General features: G+C 72.7%; 14 protein-coding genes. 8 read left to right on the top strand and 6 right to left on the bottom strand.

Going from position 1 to position 15964, the window contains the following annotated elements; genetic code table 11:
* Nucleotides 1-142 precede the first annotated feature (142 nt).
* The gene (locus tag HNQ79_RS05835; RefSeq protein ID WP_185027546.1) at nucleotides 143-1297 is read left to right on the top strand and encodes a M20 family metallopeptidase; all 1155 of its coding nucleotides are present in this window, start codon (nucleotides 143-145) and stop codon (nucleotides 1295-1297) included.
* Here the strand turns inward: HNQ79_RS05835 and HNQ79_RS05830 are convergent.
* Genes HNQ79_RS05830 through HNQ79_RS05820 form a run of 3 tightly spaced genes read right to left on the bottom strand, consistent with a single transcriptional unit; the run spans nucleotide 1281 to nucleotide 4368 of the window.
* Nucleotides 1281-2096: an ABC transporter ATP-binding protein gene (locus HNQ79_RS05830; RefSeq protein WP_185027544.1), complete on the bottom strand. Its 816-nt coding sequence runs from the start codon at nucleotides 2094-2096 to the stop codon at nucleotides 1281-1283. The two genes, HNQ79_RS05835 and HNQ79_RS05830, sit on opposite strands and share 17 nt — an antisense overlap.
* A gap of 5 nt (nucleotides 2097-2101) precedes the next feature.
* On the bottom strand, nucleotides 2102-3259 hold the full coding sequence (locus HNQ79_RS05825; protein ID WP_373312449.1) for a FecCD family ABC transporter permease: 1158 nt from the start codon (nucleotides 3257-3259) through the stop codon (nucleotides 2102-2104).
* On the bottom strand, nucleotides 3256-4368 hold the full coding sequence (locus HNQ79_RS05820) for a FecCD family ABC transporter permease (protein WP_185027542.1): 1113 nt from the start codon (nucleotides 4366-4368) through the stop codon (nucleotides 3256-3258). Before HNQ79_RS05820 ends, HNQ79_RS05825 begins: the two co-directional genes overlap by 4 nt.
* A gap of 167 nt (nucleotides 4369-4535) precedes the next feature.
* Here HNQ79_RS05820 and HNQ79_RS05815 point away from each other — a divergent pair, with 167 nt between their 5' ends.
* The 6 genes from HNQ79_RS05815 (at nucleotide 4536) to HNQ79_RS05790 (ending at nucleotide 12420) form a co-directional block, all read left to right on the top strand.
* Nucleotides 4536-5528: an ABC transporter substrate-binding protein gene (locus HNQ79_RS05815; protein ID WP_185027540.1), complete on the top strand. Its 993-nt coding sequence runs from the start codon at nucleotides 4536-4538 to the stop codon at nucleotides 5526-5528.
* A gap of 192 nt (nucleotides 5529-5720) precedes the next feature.
* Entirely contained in the window at nucleotides 5721-7349 is a 1629-nt protein-coding gene (locus HNQ79_RS05810; protein WP_190012327.1) for a (2,3-dihydroxybenzoyl)adenylate synthase, read from the top strand.
* A 53-nt stretch (nucleotides 7350-7402) separates the two neighbouring features.
* The gene (locus tag HNQ79_RS05805) at nucleotides 7403-8035 is read left to right on the top strand and encodes an isochorismatase family protein (protein ID WP_185027538.1); all 633 of its coding nucleotides are present in this window, start codon (nucleotides 7403-7405) and stop codon (nucleotides 8033-8035) included.
* Between the two features lie 4 nt (nucleotides 8036-8039).
* Complete coding sequence (locus HNQ79_RS05800; protein ID WP_185027536.1) at nucleotides 8040-8282, top strand: phosphopantetheine-binding protein; 243 nt, start codon at nucleotides 8040-8042, stop codon at nucleotides 8280-8282.
* The gene (locus HNQ79_RS05795) at nucleotides 8279-12229 is read left to right on the top strand and encodes a non-ribosomal peptide synthetase (protein ID WP_185027534.1); all 3951 of its coding nucleotides are present in this window, start codon (nucleotides 8279-8281) and stop codon (nucleotides 12227-12229) included. The genes HNQ79_RS05800 and HNQ79_RS05795 overlap by 4 nt, the downstream gene beginning before the upstream one ends.
* Nucleotides 12226-12420: an MbtH family NRPS accessory protein gene (locus tag HNQ79_RS05790; protein ID WP_185027532.1), complete on the top strand. Its 195-nt coding sequence runs from the start codon at nucleotides 12226-12228 to the stop codon at nucleotides 12418-12420. The genes HNQ79_RS05795 and HNQ79_RS05790 overlap by 4 nt, the downstream gene beginning before the upstream one ends.
* Before the next feature lie 52 nt (nucleotides 12421-12472).
* Here the strand turns inward: HNQ79_RS05790 and fes are convergent, their stop codons facing one another.
* The 3 genes from fes to HNQ79_RS05775 all read right to left on the bottom strand — a co-directional run bounded on the left by fes (nucleotide 12473) and on the right by HNQ79_RS05775 (nucleotide 15261).
* Complete coding sequence (fes, locus tag HNQ79_RS05785; RefSeq protein ID WP_185027530.1) at nucleotides 12473-13720, bottom strand: enterochelin esterase; 1248 nt, start codon at nucleotides 13718-13720, stop codon at nucleotides 12473-12475.
* Between the two features lie 148 nt (nucleotides 13721-13868).
* On the bottom strand, nucleotides 13869-14711 hold the full coding sequence (locus tag HNQ79_RS05780) for an SGNH/GDSL hydrolase family protein (protein ID WP_373312450.1): 843 nt from the start codon (nucleotides 14709-14711) through the stop codon (nucleotides 13869-13871).
* Nucleotides 14692-15261, bottom strand: a complete 570-nt coding sequence (locus HNQ79_RS05775; protein WP_185027526.1) for a PadR family transcriptional regulator — start codon at nucleotides 15259-15261, stop codon at nucleotides 14692-14694. The genes HNQ79_RS05780 and HNQ79_RS05775 overlap by 20 nt, the downstream gene beginning before the upstream one ends.
* An 84-nt stretch (nucleotides 15262-15345) precedes the next feature.
* Between HNQ79_RS05775 and HNQ79_RS05770 the strand changes: the two genes are divergently transcribed.
* Nucleotides 15346-15789 carry a nuclear transport factor 2 family protein gene (locus HNQ79_RS05770; protein ID WP_185027524.1) on the top strand — a complete coding sequence of 148 codons (444 nt, stop codon included), beginning with the start codon at nucleotides 15346-15348 and terminating at the stop codon, nucleotides 15787-15789.
* Nucleotides 15790-15964: the final 175 nt, after the last annotated feature.

The following is a 15964-nucleotide window of genomic DNA, read 5'->3' as shown; positions in this document are numbered from 1 at the left end:
AGGCGCGGCCACCTCGCGTGTAAGGGCCCGGCGCACCGGTTCCGGCCGGCCGGAAGACCGCCCCGCCCGCTTCGCCGCCCGCACCGCGGGCGGCCGTAGGGTGGCCGGGACAGTACGAAAGCCAAGGCCAGGAGGACGACACGTGCCGGAGAGCGACGGCGTCGGGAAGAACGCGCCAGACGTCAGGGCAGCGGTCCGGGCGAGGGCCGGGCAGGTGCGCGAGGAGATCCTCGCGCTCAGCCGCCGTATCCACGCGCACCCCGAGACCGCCTTCGAGGAGCACCGGGCGGCGGCGTGGTGCGCGGACGTGCTGCGCGGGCACGGCTTCGCGGTCACGGCCCCGGCGTACGGCCTCGGCACCGCGTTCGCGGCGACCGTCGGCGGCGGTCCCGTAACGGTCGCCCTGGCCTGCGAGTACGACGCACTGCCGGGCATGGGGCACGCGTGCGGGCACCACCTGATCGCGGGCGCAGGCGTCGGCGCGGCGCTCGCGCTCGCACCGTACGCCGACGAACTCGGGCTCACCGTCCGGGTGTTGGGGACTCCCGCCGAGGAGCGCGGGGCCGGCAAGCAGCTGCTGCTCGACGCGGGGGCCTTCGAGGGGGTGGACGCGGCGATGATGATCCACCCGGGACCGTTCGAGCTGACCGACTTCCGGTCCTTCGCGATGGGGTCGCTGGAGGTGACGTACCGGGGGAAGGCGGCGCACGCGGCGATGAACCCGCAGGACGGACGCAACGCGGCCGACGCGCTCACCGTCGCGCAGGTCGCGCTCGGGCTGCTGCGGCAGCACCTGCCCGGCGACTGGAAGGTGCACGGCATCACCACCGAGGCCGGCACCGCGCTCAACGCGGTTCCCGACCTGGCGCGGGCCGCGTACGCGCTGCGCACCCCCACCGTGGCGGAGCTCGGGGAATTGCGCGCCCGCGTCGAGGACTGCTTCCGCGCGGGGGCACTGGCCACCGGCTGCGGGATCGACCTCGTCCAGCCCTCGCCGGACTATCTCGACTTCCGCACCGATCCGGAGCTGGCAGCCCTGTGGGCGGCGAACGCACGGGAACTGGGGCGGCCCGAGCCGCGGGTGCGCGGGCCGTTCGCGTCGACCGACATGGGCAACGTGTCGCACGCGGTGCCGTCGATCCACCCGATGCTGGACATCGGCAGCGGTGCGAGCGGCCCGCATCAGCCGGAGTTCACGGCCGCCGGCGCCACCCCGGCCGCCGAACGGGCAATGCTGGAGGGGGCGGTGGGGCTGGCGTGGACGGCGGTGGACTTCGCGGTCAGCCGACGGGCGTAGTCTCCGCGGCCGCGGGCGTGCCCGCGCTGGCGGCGACCGGTACGACGACGGGCGAGCCGTCGCCCGGGGCGCGGAGGATGTCGGCGTCGATGCCGTACAGCTCCTTGACCAGGGAGGCGGTGACCACGTCACGGGCGGGCCCCTGGGCGACGATGCGGCCGGCGTTCATGGCGACGACGGTGTCGGCGTAGCGGGCGGCGCTGGCGAGGTCGTGCAGGACCATGACGACGGTACGGCCTGCCGCGGCCACCTCCCGTACCAGCGACAGCACTTCGACGGCGTGCCCGAGGTCGAGTGCGCTGGTCGGCTCGTCGAGGAGCACGATGGGGGTCTGCTGGGCGAGGACCATCGCCAGCCAGCAGCGCTGGCGCTGGCCGCCGGAGAGCTGGTCGAGGCGGCGCTCGGCGAGGGCGGTCGTCCCGGTGGCCTCCAGTGCCTCCCGTACGGCCCTCTCGTCCTCGCGCGACCACTGCCGGAACAGGCCCTGGTGCGGGTGGCGGCCGTACCGTACGAGACCGGCGACCGTGACCGCCTCGGGGGCCTGGGGGGACTGGGCGAGCAGGGCGATGCGGTGGGCGGCCGCGCGCTGGGTGAGCTGCCAGACGTCCTTCTCGCCCGCCCGCACCGTGCCGGACTCCGGCTTGTGGAGGCGGGCCACGGCGCGCAGCAGGGTGGACTTGCCGCAGCCGTTGGGGCCGACGATCGCGACGACCTGCCCGCTGGGGACGGTGAGGTCGACGCCGGTGACGACGGGGTGGCCGGGGTATCCGGCGGTGAGGGCCTCTACGGTCAGTTCCACGGGGGTCAGGCCTTTCCGGTCTTCTGCGATGCGGCGGGGGGCGCCGGGGACGACTTCTTGCCGAACAGGACCCACAGCAGGAACGGGCCGCCGAGCACGCTGGTGACGACCCCGACCGGGATCTCCACCGGCGCGATGACCCGGCCGAGGGCGTCCGCTCCCGCGACGAGGGCCGCGCCCGCCAGCGCCGAGCCGACGACGGGTACCCGGGTGGGCCCGGTGAGCCGGGCGGCGAGTACGGGCGCGGCGAGCGCCACGAAACCGATCGGGCCGCCGATGCCGACGGCGATACCGGCCAGGGCGACGGCGAGGAGGAGAGCCACGGCGCGCACCCGGCGGACGTTCACACCGAGCGTGGAGGCCATGTCGTCGTCGAAGCGCAGGAGTTGCAGGCGGCTGCCCGCGACGAGCGCGAGCGGCACGAGGAGGAGCAGGAGGTATGTGAGGGGGGTTCCGACGCCCCAGTCGCGGCCGTTGAGGGAGCCGACCGTCCAGAGGAAGACGCCGCCCGCGGTGTTGTCGTTCTCGCGGGACATGACGAGGTCGGTGACCGCGCCGATGAACGTGGAGACGCCGATGCCGACGACGAGGATGCGGTAGCCGCCGCGCCCGGCACCGCCCGCGCACAGGACGACGACCATGGCAGCGGCGGCGGCCCCGAGCGGACCGAGCCACCAGTCGCCGATCATGCCGGTGGAGGAGCCGACGACGGAGGCGACGACGGCCATGGTGGCGCCGTCGTTGACGCCGATGACGTCGGGGGTGGCGAGCCGGTTGCCGGCCAGGGTCTGGGTGAGGCAGCCGGCGATGCCGAGCGCCGCGCCGACCATCAGGCCGACGGCGATGCGCGGCAGGCGGAACTCCTGCACGAGCATCACCGTCGCGGAATCGCCCGTTCCGAGCAGGCCGGAAACGGTGTCGGAGAAGCTCATCCCGGTGGAGCTGGCGAACGCGGCCAGCGTCACGATCAGGCCGATGACCACCGCCATCCCGAGGGCGGCCAGGGCGCTGCGGTACGGGAAGAGCCAGGAGAGGGCGCCGAGGCGCACCGGCGTGGAGTCGGGCGGGGTGAGGGACGGCGGGGACGCCTGGGTGGTGCCTGCGTCCGGGACGCCGCCCCCGGCGTCCCGCGTCTGCGCGTCCTGTGCGTGTTCCGTGCTCACGCGCTCGCTCCCGCCGTCGACATGCGCTGCGAGCGCGCGATCCAGATGAGCAGCGGCCCGCCGATGAACGCGAGGAGCACGCTCACGGGCGTCTCCCACGGCCGGATGACGACCCTGGCCAGCAGGTCCGCGACGATCATCACGACCGCCCCGAAGAGTCCCGACAGCACCAACTGTCCGGCCATCCGCGGCCCCGTGACGGCCCGCGCGGCGTACGGGGCGAGCAGTCCGAGGAAGGCGATCGGCCCGGCCAGCGCGACCGCCGAACCGGCGAGCAGCGTCACCGCCACCGCCACCGTCAGCCGGACCCGCCCGGGGTGGTGCCCCAGCGAACGCGCGCTGTCGTCACCGAGACCCAGCGCTGCCAGCGGCCTGACGCAGCAGAACGCGATTCCCAGGCCCACCGCGATCAGCGGCACGAGCGGGTACGTGTCCTTGGTCTCGATGCCGGCGAGGGAGCCGATGGTCCAGTAGCGGTAGGTGTCGAACGTCGACTGGGTGCCGAGCAGGACGTAGGAGGTCGCCCCGTGGAAGGTGGCGCCGAGCGCGGACCCGGCGAGCACCAGCCGCAGCGGTGAGCCCGCCGAGCGGCCCGACGCGGCGAGCATCAGCACCACCGCGCTCGCGGCCATGCCGCCGGCGAGGGCCCAGACCAGCACCCCGTACGCCGAGTTCACCCCGAAGTAGGTGAGTCCGATCACCACGCCCAGTGCGGCACCGGAGTTGACGCCGAGAAGTCCGGTCTCGGCGAGCGGGTTACGGGTGACGGCCTGGAGGAGACAGCCGGACACGCCGAGCGCGATGCCGACCAGCAGCCCGGCGAGGGTGCGCGGCATACGCACGTCCAGGACGGCCAGCCGCATCTGTGCGTCGGCGCGGGCGGCCGGATCGCCCGTCAGGAACCCCCACGCCCTGGCCATCGGATTCGAGCCCGAGCCGATCAGCAGCGACAGCACGCAGAGCGCCAGCAGCACGACGACCAGGGCGGCGGCGGCCCACAGGGTGGGACGGTGAAGCCTGGTGCGGAGCGCCGTGCGGGGCTTCGCCGAACCCGGTATGGGGGGTTCGGATCCGGACTCCGGGACCCGCCCCTCTTGTGCAACCAACATGAAGTTAGCCTAACCTAACCACGTTGTGGAACCCCTGGTCGGGGCTCCCGAACTCCCTGCTGCCACGGGGCCGGTTCGGCATGCCCAGACACGGAAAGAGCCACCCCGTATGTCCGGATACAACCCGTTCCGGCATCACTTCGCCTCACCAGCATGGAGATCACGGAATGTCCTCGAACCTCACCCCGCGCGCCCGGCTGACCGCGGTTGCGGCCGTCACCCTGGCCTCCGCGCTCACCCTCTCCGCCTGCGGTTCGGACGACTCCGGCTCCGGGAAGGGCTCGGGTTCCGGTACGCAGGCCAAGAACGCGGACCAGGTCGCCGTCACCGACGCGACCGGTGCCGAGGTCAAGGTCCCGGCCGCACCGAAGAGCGTCGTCGTCCTCAGCGAGATGGACCTGGACTCCGCGCTCGCCCTCGGCGTCAAGCCGGTCGGCCTGACCGCGGGCCGGGGCCAGAAGGGCGCGCCCGGCTACCTCGCGGACCAGGCGAAGGGCATACCGGTCGTCGGCGCCGTGACCGGCCCGGACATCGAGAAGGTCATCCAGGCCAAGCCGGACCTCATCCTGGCCGGACAGCTCGCCGACAAGCAGGTGCTCGCGCAGCTCCAGAAGGTCGCGCCGACCGTCGTCACCATCGACAAGAAGAAGGACTGGAAGAAGTCCTTCGAACTGTCCGGCAAGGTCCTCGGCAAGTCCAACGAGGCCGCCGAGTTCCTCAAGGGGTACGACGCCAAGCTCGCCGAGGTGAAGACGTCCCTCGGCAAGAACGCCAACGCGAGTGTGTCGGTGGCGCGCTACTCCGCCAAGGGCACCGCGGTCATGCAGCAGGGCGTGTTCATCTCCGACGTGGTCAAGGAGCTCGGCTTCAAGCGCCCCGGTATCCAGAACGAGAAGGGCCAGGGCCACTCGACGCCGCTCAGCGACGAGGACATCAAGCAGATCGACGCCGACTGGCTGTTCATCGGCACCCTGTCCTCGCAGGGCAAGGACGCGAAGCCGTTCGCGGAGCTGAAGAAGAAGCCCGCGTACCAGCAGCTCGACGCGGTCGAGAAGGGCCACGTCACCGAGATCGACGGCTCGAAGTGGACCAGCCTCGGCGGCGCCCAGGCCGCGATGTCCGTCCTGGACGACATCAAGAAGGCCATGGCCGCCAAGTAGTCCCGCCTCCGCTGTGCCCGCCCGCCGGACCGCGGACAAGTTCCGCAGGACGCCCGCGGGCGGGCACAGCGCCCCCGCACCGGGCAGGCACCTTCCGGCCCGCCCGCGCCGCGCCCCACCCGCGTCGCCCGCGCTGCCGTACCTGGAGCAACGCGCGCCCACTCAGCCCCCCGCCCCCTGCCGAGGACCCCCGTGCTGCCTGACACTCCGGCCACCCCGGACGCCCCCACCTGGCCCGCCGACTACGCCGCCCGCTATCGCGCCGCCGGCTACTGGCGGGGCGAAACCTTCGGCGAGATGCTCCGCACCCGGGCCGAGGCCCACCCGGACCGCGTCGCCGTCACCGACGGCGACCGCAACTGGACGTACGCCGAACTCCACGACCGCGCGACCCGGTTGGCCGCGGGCTTCGCCGCGCGGGGCATTGCCAAGGGCGACCGGGTCGTCGTCCAGCTCCCCAACGTAGCCGAGTTCTTCGAAGTGATCTTCGCCCTCTTCCGCCTGGGCGCCCTCCCGGTCTTCGCTCTCCCCGCGCACCGCGAGACCGAGATCCGCTACTTCTGCGAGTTCACCGAGGCCGTCGCCTACGTGATCCCGGACAGGTCCGGCGGCTTCGACCACCGTGACCTGGCCGCCGCGATCCGCGCCGACGTCCCCACCCTGCGCGAGGTGTTCGTCGTGGGAGAGCCCGGAGTGCACACCGCCCTCGGCGACGTGCCGTTGGACGCGACGCAGTGCGACGGGCCCGCCCCCTCCGATCTCGCCTTCCTCCAGCTCTCCGGCGGCAGCACCGGCGTCCCCAAACTGATCCCGCGCACGCACGACGACTACCTCTACTCCCTCTGGGGCTCCAACGAGCTCTGCCACGTCACCGCGGACTCCGTCTACCTCGTCACCCTCCCCGCCGCCCACAACTTCCCGCTCTCCTCGCCCGGTTCGCTGGGGGTCCTGTACGCGGGCGGGCGCGTCGTGATGTGTCCGCAGCCGGACCCGGCCACCGCGTTCCCCCTCATCGAGCGCGAGCGGGTCACGATCACCGGTGTGGTCCCGCCGCTCGCCCTCGTCTGGACCGAGTCGGCGGCCGGCACTCCGTACGACCTCTCCAGCCTCGAAGTCCTGCTCGTCGGCGGCGCGAAGTTCAGCGAGTCGGCCGCCCGGCGCGTGGGCCCCGCCCTCGGCTGCACGCTCCAGCAGGTCTTCGGCATGGCGGAGGGGCTCGTCAACTACACGCGGCTGGACGACGATCCGGAGACCATCGTCACCACCCAGGGCCTGCCCATCTCCGCCGACGACGAGATCCGCATCGTCGACGACGCCGACATGGAGGTGTCCGAGGGCGAGAGCGGACACCTGCTGACCCGCGGCCCCTACACCATCCGTGGGTACTGGCGGGCACCGGAGCACAACGCCCGCGCGTTCACCGCCGACGGCTTCTACCGCACCGGCGACATCGTGCGGCGTACTCCCACCGGCCACCTGATCGTCGAGGGCAGGGCGAAGGACCAGATCAACCGGGGCGGCGAGAAGATCGCACCGGAGGAGATCGAGAACATCATCCTCGGCCACCCCTCGGTGCACGACGTCTCGCTCGTGGCCGTCCCCGACGAGTTCCTCGGCGAGCGCACGCTGGCGTACGTGATCCTGCGCACCGGCGCCGAGCCGCTGAAGCCCGTGGCGGTCAAGAAGTTCGTCCGGGAGAAGGGGCTCGCGGCGTTCAAGGTCCCCGACCGCGTCGAGTTCGTGACCGCGTTCCCGCAGACCGGCATCGGCAAGATCAGCAAGAAGGACCAGCGGAACATCGCCACCGCCCCACAGGGCTGAGCCCGCCCCCGGAACGCACCGCACCGCCCCGCACTACCGAAAGGCCCCCACCCATGGCCCTCCCCGCCGTCGCCCCGTACCGCATGCCCGCCCCGGACGAGCTGCCCGAGAACCGGGTCGCGTGGACCGTCGACCCGCAGCGGGCGGTGCTGCTCGTCCACGACCTCCAGAACCACTTCCTGACGGCGTACACCCCCGGCACCTCTCCGACCACCGAACTCCTGGCCAACGTGGGCAGGTTGGCGAAGGCCGCGCGCGCCGCCGGGATCCCCGTCCTGTACTCCGCGCAGCCCGGCGGCCAGTCCCCCGCCGAACGCGGCCTCCAGCAGGACTTCTGGGGTCCCGGCCTGCCGGACGACGAGCACGCCAAGGCCATCGCGGGCCCGGTCGCCCCGGAACCCGGCGACACCGTGATCACCAAGTGGAAGTACAGCGCATACGTCCGCACCGACCTGGAGCAGCGGATGCGCGAGGCGGGCCGCGACCAGATCGTGGTCGTCGGCGTGTACGCGCACATCGGGGTTCTGATGACCGCGTGCGACGCGTGGATGCGGGACGTGCAGGCGTTCGTCGTCGCGGACGCGGTCGCCGACTTCTCCCGCGCGGACCACGACATGGCGCTGACGTACGCGGCCGGCCGGTGTGCGGTCGTGACCACCACCGACACAGTCCTGAAGGGGATCTGACGACATGGCAGCCCACCCGACCCTCACCGTCGAGCAGATACGCGCCGACGTCGCCGACGTCCTGGGCGAGGACCCGCAGGACATACCCGTCGACGAAAACCTCGTCGACTACGGCCTGGACTCGATGCGGATCATGACCCTCGTGGAGCGGTGGCGCCGCGACCACGGGACCACCGCGTCCTTCGTCGACCTGGCGGAGAAGCCCGCCGTCGAGGCCTGGGCCGCCCTCCTGGGGGCGGTCTCATGACGGACGCCCGCACAGCGGACACCGGCACGGTCAACCGCCTCCCGGCCGCAGGACTGCCACTGACCGCCGCCCAGTCCGGGATGTGGTTCGCCCAGGCACTGGACCCGGAGAGCCCGGCACAGAACACCGCGGAGTGCCTGGAGATCCACGGACCCGTGGATCCCGAGGTCTTCGCCCGTGCCCTCCGACAGGTCACCTCCGAGGCGGACGCCCTGCGCGTGCGCGTCGCCGAAGGGGACGGCGGGCCACGGCAGTTCGAGATCGACGACCTCGAACTGCCGCTCCACATCGCCGATCTCCGTTCCGGTCCGGACCCCGTCGCGGACGCATACGCCTGGATGCGCGCCGACCTCGCCACCCCGGTCGACCTGGCCCGCGGCCCGCTCTTCGCGCACGCCCTGCTGCGGGTCGCCGACAACCGCTGGCTCTGGTACCAGCGCGTGCACCACCTCGTGATGGACGGTTTCGGTTACTCCCTGCTCGCCCGCCGCACCGCTGAGGTCTACACCGCGCTGGCGGCCGGCGAGCCGCCTTCCGGCAGCCCGTTCGCCCGACTGGCGGACCTGGTCGAGGAGGACGCCGGCTACCAGGTGTCGGAGACGTACGACAAGGACCGCCGGTTCTGGGACGGCGCGTTCGCCGACCGCCCCGAGGCGCCGAACCTGGCCGGGCGCACCGCGCTGCCCTCCCGCACCTTCCACCGCCGCACCGCACACCTCTCGCCGCTCGCCACCGACCGGCTGCGCGAACTGGCGTCGTCGATCAAGGCGACGTGGCCGGAGGTGCTGATCGCCACCCAGGCGCTGTACCTGTCCCGGGCCACCCACAGCTCCGAAGTAGTGCTCGGCCTGCCGATGATGGGCCGCATGGGCTCGGTCGCTCTGCGCGTCCCCGGCATGGTGATGAACGTGCTGCCGCTGCGCCTCACCGTGTCCCCCTCCGCCACCTTCGCCGAGCTGACCCGTCAGGTGGTGCTCGGCATCCGCGCCGCCCGCCGCCACCAGCGCTACCGGTACGAGGACATCCGCCGTGACCTCGGCCTCCTCGGCGAGGGACGCTCCCTGGTCGGGCCGCTGGTCAACATCATGCCGTTCGACTACGAGTTGACCTTCGGGGGCGCCCGCGCCGAGGCCCACAACCTCTCCGCGGGCCCCGTCGACGACCTCACCGTCAACGTCTACGACCGCACCGACGGCAGCGGGCTGCGCATCGACTACGACGGCAATCCGGCCCTGTACGGACCCGACGAGCTCGCCCTCCACCAATCCCGCTTCCTGGAGCTCCTGGAGCGCGTCGCCCACACCGGCCCGCACACCCCGCTCGCCGTGCACAGCATCGCCCGCGAGAGCGAACTGGCCCAGGTTCTCCACGAGTTCAACGCCACCGGCCGTCCGGTCCCGGCGAGCACACTGATCGGCCCGATCGAGGAGCAGGCGGCCCGGACCCCGGACGCCACCGCTCTCGTCTTCGGCGGCGAGCGGCTCACGTACGCACAGCTCAACGCCCGCGCCAACCAACTCGCGCACCGACTCGCGGAGTCGGGCGTCCGGCCGGGCGCGCTCGCCGCGGTCGCCGTACCGCGCTCGCTGGACCTGGTGGTCGCACTCCTCGCCGTGCTCAAGGCGGGCGGCGCGTACCTTCCCCTCGATCCGGACTACCCGGCGGACCGGCTCGCGTACATGCTGGCCGACGCCGAACCGGCCTGTGTCGTTGCGGACCGTCCGGGCCGCGTCCCGGCCACGGGCGTGCCGGCGATCGCCCTGGACCGGCTCGACATCTCCGGGTACCCCACGGCGAACCCCTCCTCCGCGCCCGGCCCGCGTGACCCGGCGTACGTCATCTACACGTCGGGGTCGACGGGGCGCCCCAAGGGGGTCGTCGTCCCGCACGCGGCGATCGACAACCGTCTCCGCTGGATGCAGCACGAGTACCCGATCGGGGCCGGCGACAGGGTGCTGCAGAAGACCCCCTCCGGCTTCGACGTCTCCGTGTGGGAGTTCTTCTGGGCGCTGCGGGTGGGTGCGACGCTCGTCGTCGCCGAGCCCGGCGGCCACAAGGACCCGGCGTACCTGGCCCGGACCGTCCGCGAACAGGCCGTGACCGTCTGCCACTTCGTGCCGTCCATGCTCCAGGTGTTCCTCGGCGAGCCCGCCGCCTCGGCCTGCACCGGGCTGCGGCACGTCTTCTGCAGCGGCGAGGCGCTCCCCCGCGAGACGGTCCGCGAGTTCGGCCGCGTCCTGGGGGACGGCGTCCCGCTGCACAACCTGTACGGGCCGACCGAGGCGGCCGTCGACGTGACGTACCACCCGTGCGCCACCGGCGGATCGGGCCCCGTGCCGATCGGGCGGCCCGTATGGAACACCCGGCTGTACGTCCTGGACGCGGCCCTCCAGCCGTGCCCGCCGGGTGTTCCCGGCGAACTCTTCCTGGCGGGCGTGCAGTTGGCGGACGGCTACCTCGGCCGACCCGCTCTCACCGCGTCGCGCTTCGTCGCCGACCCGTACGGCGCGCCCGGCACCCGGATGTACCGCACGGGCGACCTGGCACGCTGGACGGCCGACGGCGAGGTCGAGTACCTGGGCCGCACGGACCACCAGGTGAAGCTGCGCGGCCAGCGCATCGAGCTCGGCGAAATCGAGGCCGAGTTGGCCAAGGATCCGGCGGTCGGCGCGTCGGGCGTCCTGGTCCGCGAGGACCGGCCCGGTGACCAGCGCCTGGTCGGATACGTCACCCCGGCGGGCGGGGCGGCCCCCGATCCGGCGGCCCTGCGCGCCCGGCTGGCCCGCTCCCTTCCGGAGCACATGGTGCCCGGCGCGATCGTCGTGCTCGACGACTTCCCGCTCAGCCCCAACGGCAAGCTCGACCGGCGGGCCCTGCCCGCTCCGGCGTCGGCCGGTACCGCCGAAGGCGGCCGGGCACCCGCCAACCACCGCGAGGAGACCCTCGGCCGGCTCTTCGCGGAGGTCCTCGGCCTGGACCGGGTCGGTGTGGACGACGCGTTCTTCGACCTGGGCGGCACCTCGCTGCTCGCGGCCCGTCTGGTGACCCGCGTCCGTACCACCCTGGGCGCGGAGCTCACCATCGGCACTCTCTTCCAGGCGCAGACCCCGGCCTCCCTCGCCGCCCAGCTCGACGCGGGCAACGCTGCGTCGGACCATGCCCTGGACCTGCTGCTGCCCCTGCGCGCCACCGGCGACCGCACTCCGCTGTTCGCGTTCCACCCGGCGGGCGGCATCAGCTGGTGCTACTCGGGGCTCCTGTCACGGCTCGACCCGGGCCAGCCGGTGTACGGCCTGCAGGCCCGTGGCCTGTCCGGCGACCCGGATGTGTCTCTCCCCGCCACCATGGAGGAGATGGCCGCCGAGTACATCGACGCCCTGCGCACCGTCCGGCCGCACGGCCCCTACCGGCTGCTCGGCTGGTCGGTGGGCGGAGTGCTGGCGCACACCGTCGCGGTCAAGCTGCAGGAGGCGGGCGAGGAGGTCGAGCTGCTGGCGCTGCTCGACGCGTACCCGTCCGACCAGTGGCGGGACTCGGCGATTCCCGCCGAGACGGACGCGCTCACCGCCCTGCTGCGGATGGCCGGTTACGACCGTACGGACGAACTCACCCGCGAGGACGTGCTGGCCACCCTGCACCGCGAGGGCAGCGCGCTGGCCGGGCTGCCGGACCGCACGCTGTCCGCGGTGGTCGACATCGTCGTGAACAACGCGCGTCTCATGCGGGCGCACGAGCACCGGCGCTTCGAGGGCGACGTACTGTTCTTCACCGCCGCGGCCCCCCGCGCCGAGGACTGGCTGACGTCGCGGGCATGGGACCCGTACATCGGCGGCCGGCTCATCAACCGTGATCTGGACTGCCTGCACCCGGAGTTGACGCAGCCCGCCCGCCTGGACGAGGTCTGTGCCGTACTGGCCGCACGTCTCAAGGAGTTGGACCACGCATGACGACACGGTCGCCTTTCGATCCGCCCGGGACGAGTGCGGACGCGGAGCCCACCCATCTGGTGCTGCGCAGTACGCACGGCGCGTACTCCCTCTGGCCGGTCTTCCGCGCGGTCCCCGAGGGCTGGGATACGGTGCACGGCCCGGCCGCGTACGGGCAGTGCCTGGCGCACCTGCAGGAGTCGCCCGCGTGACCCGGAGGGAGGGGGCCGCCCGGGCAGCGGCCCCCTCCCTCGTCATGTGCCGTCATTTCAGCAACTCGACCAGCCCGTCGGCGAGTTCGGTGCGCCAGCACAGGTAGTCGTGCCCTCCGTTGTACTCCCGGTACGCGGCGTCGTCGTACCCCTTGCGTGCCAGGGTGTCGCGCAGTCGGCGCGAGGCGGGCAGACCCACCCACTCCTGCTCGCCGACCGAGAGCCAGAACCGGACGGGCAACCGCTCGGCGGCGGCGATCCGCCCGGTCAGCCATTCCGAACGCGCCGGGCCGGGCTCGTCCGGCCACCAGAACGACCCCGACTGCGCCAGCACCTTCCCGAACCGCTGCGGCGCGCACACCGCGGCGTACGCGGCGGTCAGCCCGCCCAGACTCTGTCCGGCCACTACCGTCCGGGCCGGATCGCCCGTCACCGGCCACCGCTCCCCCGCCCACGGCAGCAGCTCGCGTTCCAGGAATCCCACGAAGCGTTCGTTGCAGGCGAGTTCGTCCCACCGCTGCTCCGCGCTCAGCGACTCGGGGAGCAGGGCGACGAGCGGCGGGATGCGGCCGTCCGCGATCAGGTTGTCGAGCAGTGCCGCGACGTCCAGCCCCGGCTGCCACATCTCGCCGTCCAGCAGCACCAGCACCGGCAGGTCGCGCCCGCCGCCCGGCGGCTCGTACACGTGCACCGGCCGCTCGTTGCCGAGCAGATCGCTGCGCACGACGTGCGCACTGACGGTGCCTCGGGGCACCCCCGCCCGCCGCTGCCAGCCGTCCCCGGCCGGAGCGAGCGGCAGTTCCACGTACGAGACCGGGTCACCACCCCAACGGCGCGCCAGAGTACGCGCGTTGAGCGGGTCGCCCTGCTGCCTGCCACGCAGCCACGCCCAGTACCCGTCCCCCTCGGGCCCGCCCCCCTCGTCCACGCAGAACGCGTACGTGGCCCGCCAGTCCGCCCTCATCCGCACCGACCAGTGCCAGACGTCCGTGCCCGGCACGTGCTCCATCAGGTTGCGCGGCAGGTCCCGCGGGTCGACGATTTTGTTCGGCATGACGAGCACGGCACGGGTCGCTTCGCTGCCCCGCCACAGGAAGGTGACCACCCGGTACGTCCCGTCGCCCGCCGGGTCGGGCTCGATCACCGGTCCGCCGCCCGCCCGCCGCACCGCCCCCCAGAAGTCGTCCTCCGCCAGGGCCCGCGCCACCCAGGCACTACCTGTCCGTTCCACGGGCCGAGGTCGCGCGATGCGCGGGGGCCGACGGGTCGTCCCGGCGGGCGGCGGGGCGGTCAGGGGCATACGGATCCTCCAGGGGGCGTCAGCGAGTAAGGGCAACCTTACCCACCGGGCCACGGACAAGCCCGTCCGGTACCTGTGCGGCGGCACCCCGCGCGCGTGCGGGGGCCGGCGTTTCGCCCGGACACCGGACCGGTTCAGCCGCCACCCCCTACACCCCTGTGCGCAGCCCGGTTTCCTCGGGGGACCCGGGTCCGGCGTCCAAGGGCATGAGCCGGGGGCGTTTCGCGGTACGGCCGTCGCCGGAGGACCGTCCGTACAGCCGGCGGAGGAGCCATGGCCCGAGGAAACCTGCGGCCCAGCGCAGTTCCGCCGCGGCGGCCTGTCCTCGGCCGGGAAGCTCCTGCGGGGGCAGGGGCCGTGCCCAGGTGTCGTCGCTTCCGGGCAGCCGCAGGGCGTACGCGGCGGCCGCGGCGATCCGCTCGTGACCGAGCGGGCTCGCGTGGAGGCGGTCCGCACTCCACAGCCGCGGATCGGTGGCGACGGCGTGCACGGCGGTGTCGGCGACGGTGACACCGTGCCGGGCTGCGGCGACGCGGATCCGGGCGTTCAGTGCGAACACCCGATGCCTGACCGGCCGGGCGACCGGCGCGATCCTCCCGATGTCGGGAACGGTCAGCGTCACGACGTGCGCCCCGGCGGCGGTGAGTGCCGCGAACATTTCCTCCAGCTCCCGCACGGTCCGGTCCGCGTCGAAACGCGGCCTGAGCAGGTCGTTGACGCCGGCGACGACGGAGGCCAGATCGGGGCGGAGGTCCAGCGCGGGCCCCAGCTGCTCGGCCAGGACCTGACCGGCGACACGTCCCCGTACGGCGAGATTGGCGTACTGGAGCGAGGGGTTGACGGCGGCGAGATGCTCGGCGAGCCGGTCGGCCCACCCTCGCAGGCCGCCGACGTCGTCACCGTCGCCGAGCCCCTCGGTCTGGCTGTCGCCCAGGGCCACGTACCGCCGGAATCCGTCCGTTCTCGGCTGCTCAGCGGTGTTCACTCGCACCCTTCCTCTCCGTCAGCACGGCCGAGATCCGCAGGCACCAGTCCCGGTTGCCCTGTTCGAAGGCGAGACCGCGCAGACAGGTCAGGTACGGCCCGATCCGCTCCCCGCCGCGCAGGAACTCCTCCTCCGGCGTCTCGCCGCGCATCTTCCGCAGCAGCTTGCCGAAGAGCTCCATCCGGGCCTCGGCCGCACGCACCCGCTCCGCCAGCTGTTCGAGCACCGGACCGATGCCGACATGATCGACGGCCTGCACCTTGACGAGGAGATCGTCGCGTACGAACGAGGGCTTCGACGCGGCGGCCGCGAACTTCTCCAGTTCGGCGAGCCCGGCGTCCGTGACCCGGAACAGTCGCTTGTTGGGCCGGGTCTCCTGCACCACCTGCCGTCCGGCCACCAGCCCGTCCCTCTCCAGCCTGGCCAGCTCCGCGTACAGCTGCTGCGGCTGCGCGTACCAGAAGTTCGCGACGCCGACGTCGAACGCCTTGGCGAGTTGGTAGCCGCTGTACTCGCCGTCCAGCAAGGCCGCCAGCACGGCATGACGCAAAGCCATCGAGGCCCCCTTCCCTTTTCGTGGATCTCCCCGCACCATACTCAAGAAACTGACTAATCATATCTCTGAGTACGAGGAGGAGTCATGGAGACCGCCGCACGCTTTCGCAGCGCTGTGGAGAAGGGGGATCTCGGCGCCCTGGAGGACCTCTTCACCGAGGACGTCCGCCTGTACAGCCCGGTGAAGTTCACCCCGTTCGAGGGCCGGCCGATGGTGCTGGGCCTCTTCGGCGTACTGCTCCGCACGTTCGAGGACTTCCGGTACGTCGGGCACTTCGAGGGCGCGGCCGAAACCAGCACGGACGGCAGCGAAGCCCCCGCCACGACCCTCGTCTTCCGGGCCACCGTGCACGGCAAGGAGATCCACGGCATCGACCTCCTGCACTTCGGCATGGCAGGCCGCATCAAGGAGTTCACGGTGATGGTCCGCCCGCAGTCCGCCGTCCACGCCTTGGGCGAAGCGGTCCTCGCAGGCCTGATCGCGGACGGCCTCGTACCACGGAGCGGGCAGCAAGCCCCTGGCCGATAGGGGAACGTGCTGGTGTCCGGGGCGGAAGAAGTCGGGCCGCTTGCCCGCCCTGTCCGGCCGGTGCTCCCGGCTTTCCGGCGGGCGGGGCGGGCAGGGGCGCTCCGGATGAGCCCCAGCCGGTCAGCCGCGAGGCGGCGCCCCCCGCCCCTCTGGAAGTCGTGGCACCGGCCTGTTC

Source organism: Streptomyces candidus (assembly GCF_014207445.1).
Taxonomy (GTDB): domain Bacteria; phylum Actinomycetota; class Actinomycetes; order Streptomycetales; family Streptomycetaceae; genus Streptomyces; species Streptomyces candidus.
Note: the sequence above shows the minus strand (reverse complement) of the source record. Positions and strands in the feature narration are given on the sequence as shown.

Excerpts from the sequence above, each read along its gene's own strand:
- HNQ79_RS05820 (WP_185027542.1), bottom strand. The coding sequence starts at position 4,368 with ATGTTGGTTGCACAAGAGGGGCGGGTCCCGGAGTCCGGATCCGAACCC.
- HNQ79_RS05815 (WP_185027540.1), top strand. The coding sequence starts at position 4,536 with ATGTCCTCGAACCTCACCCCGCGCGCCCGGCTGACCGCGGTTGCGGCC.
- HNQ79_RS05805 (WP_185027538.1), top strand. The coding sequence starts at position 7,403 with ATGGCCCTCCCCGCCGTCGCCCCGTACCGCATGCCCGCCCCGGACGAG.
- HNQ79_RS05800 (WP_185027536.1), top strand. The coding sequence starts at position 8,040 with ATGGCAGCCCACCCGACCCTCACCGTCGAGCAGATACGCGCCGACGTC.
- HNQ79_RS05795 (WP_185027534.1), top strand. The coding sequence starts at position 8,279 with ATGACGGACGCCCGCACAGCGGACACCGGCACGGTCAACCGCCTCCCG.
- HNQ79_RS05790 (WP_185027532.1), top strand. The coding sequence starts at position 12,226 with ATGACGACACGGTCGCCTTTCGATCCGCCCGGGACGAGTGCGGACGCG.
- fes (WP_185027530.1), bottom strand. The coding sequence starts at position 13,720 with ATGCCCCTGACCGCCCCGCCGCCCGCCGGGACGACCCGTCGGCCCCCG.
- HNQ79_RS05775 (WP_185027526.1), bottom strand. The coding sequence starts at position 15,261 with ATGGCTTTGCGTCATGCCGTGCTGGCGGCCTTGCTGGACGGCGAGTAC.
- HNQ79_RS05770 (WP_185027524.1), top strand. The coding sequence starts at position 15,346 with ATGGAGACCGCCGCACGCTTTCGCAGCGCTGTGGAGAAGGGGGATCTC.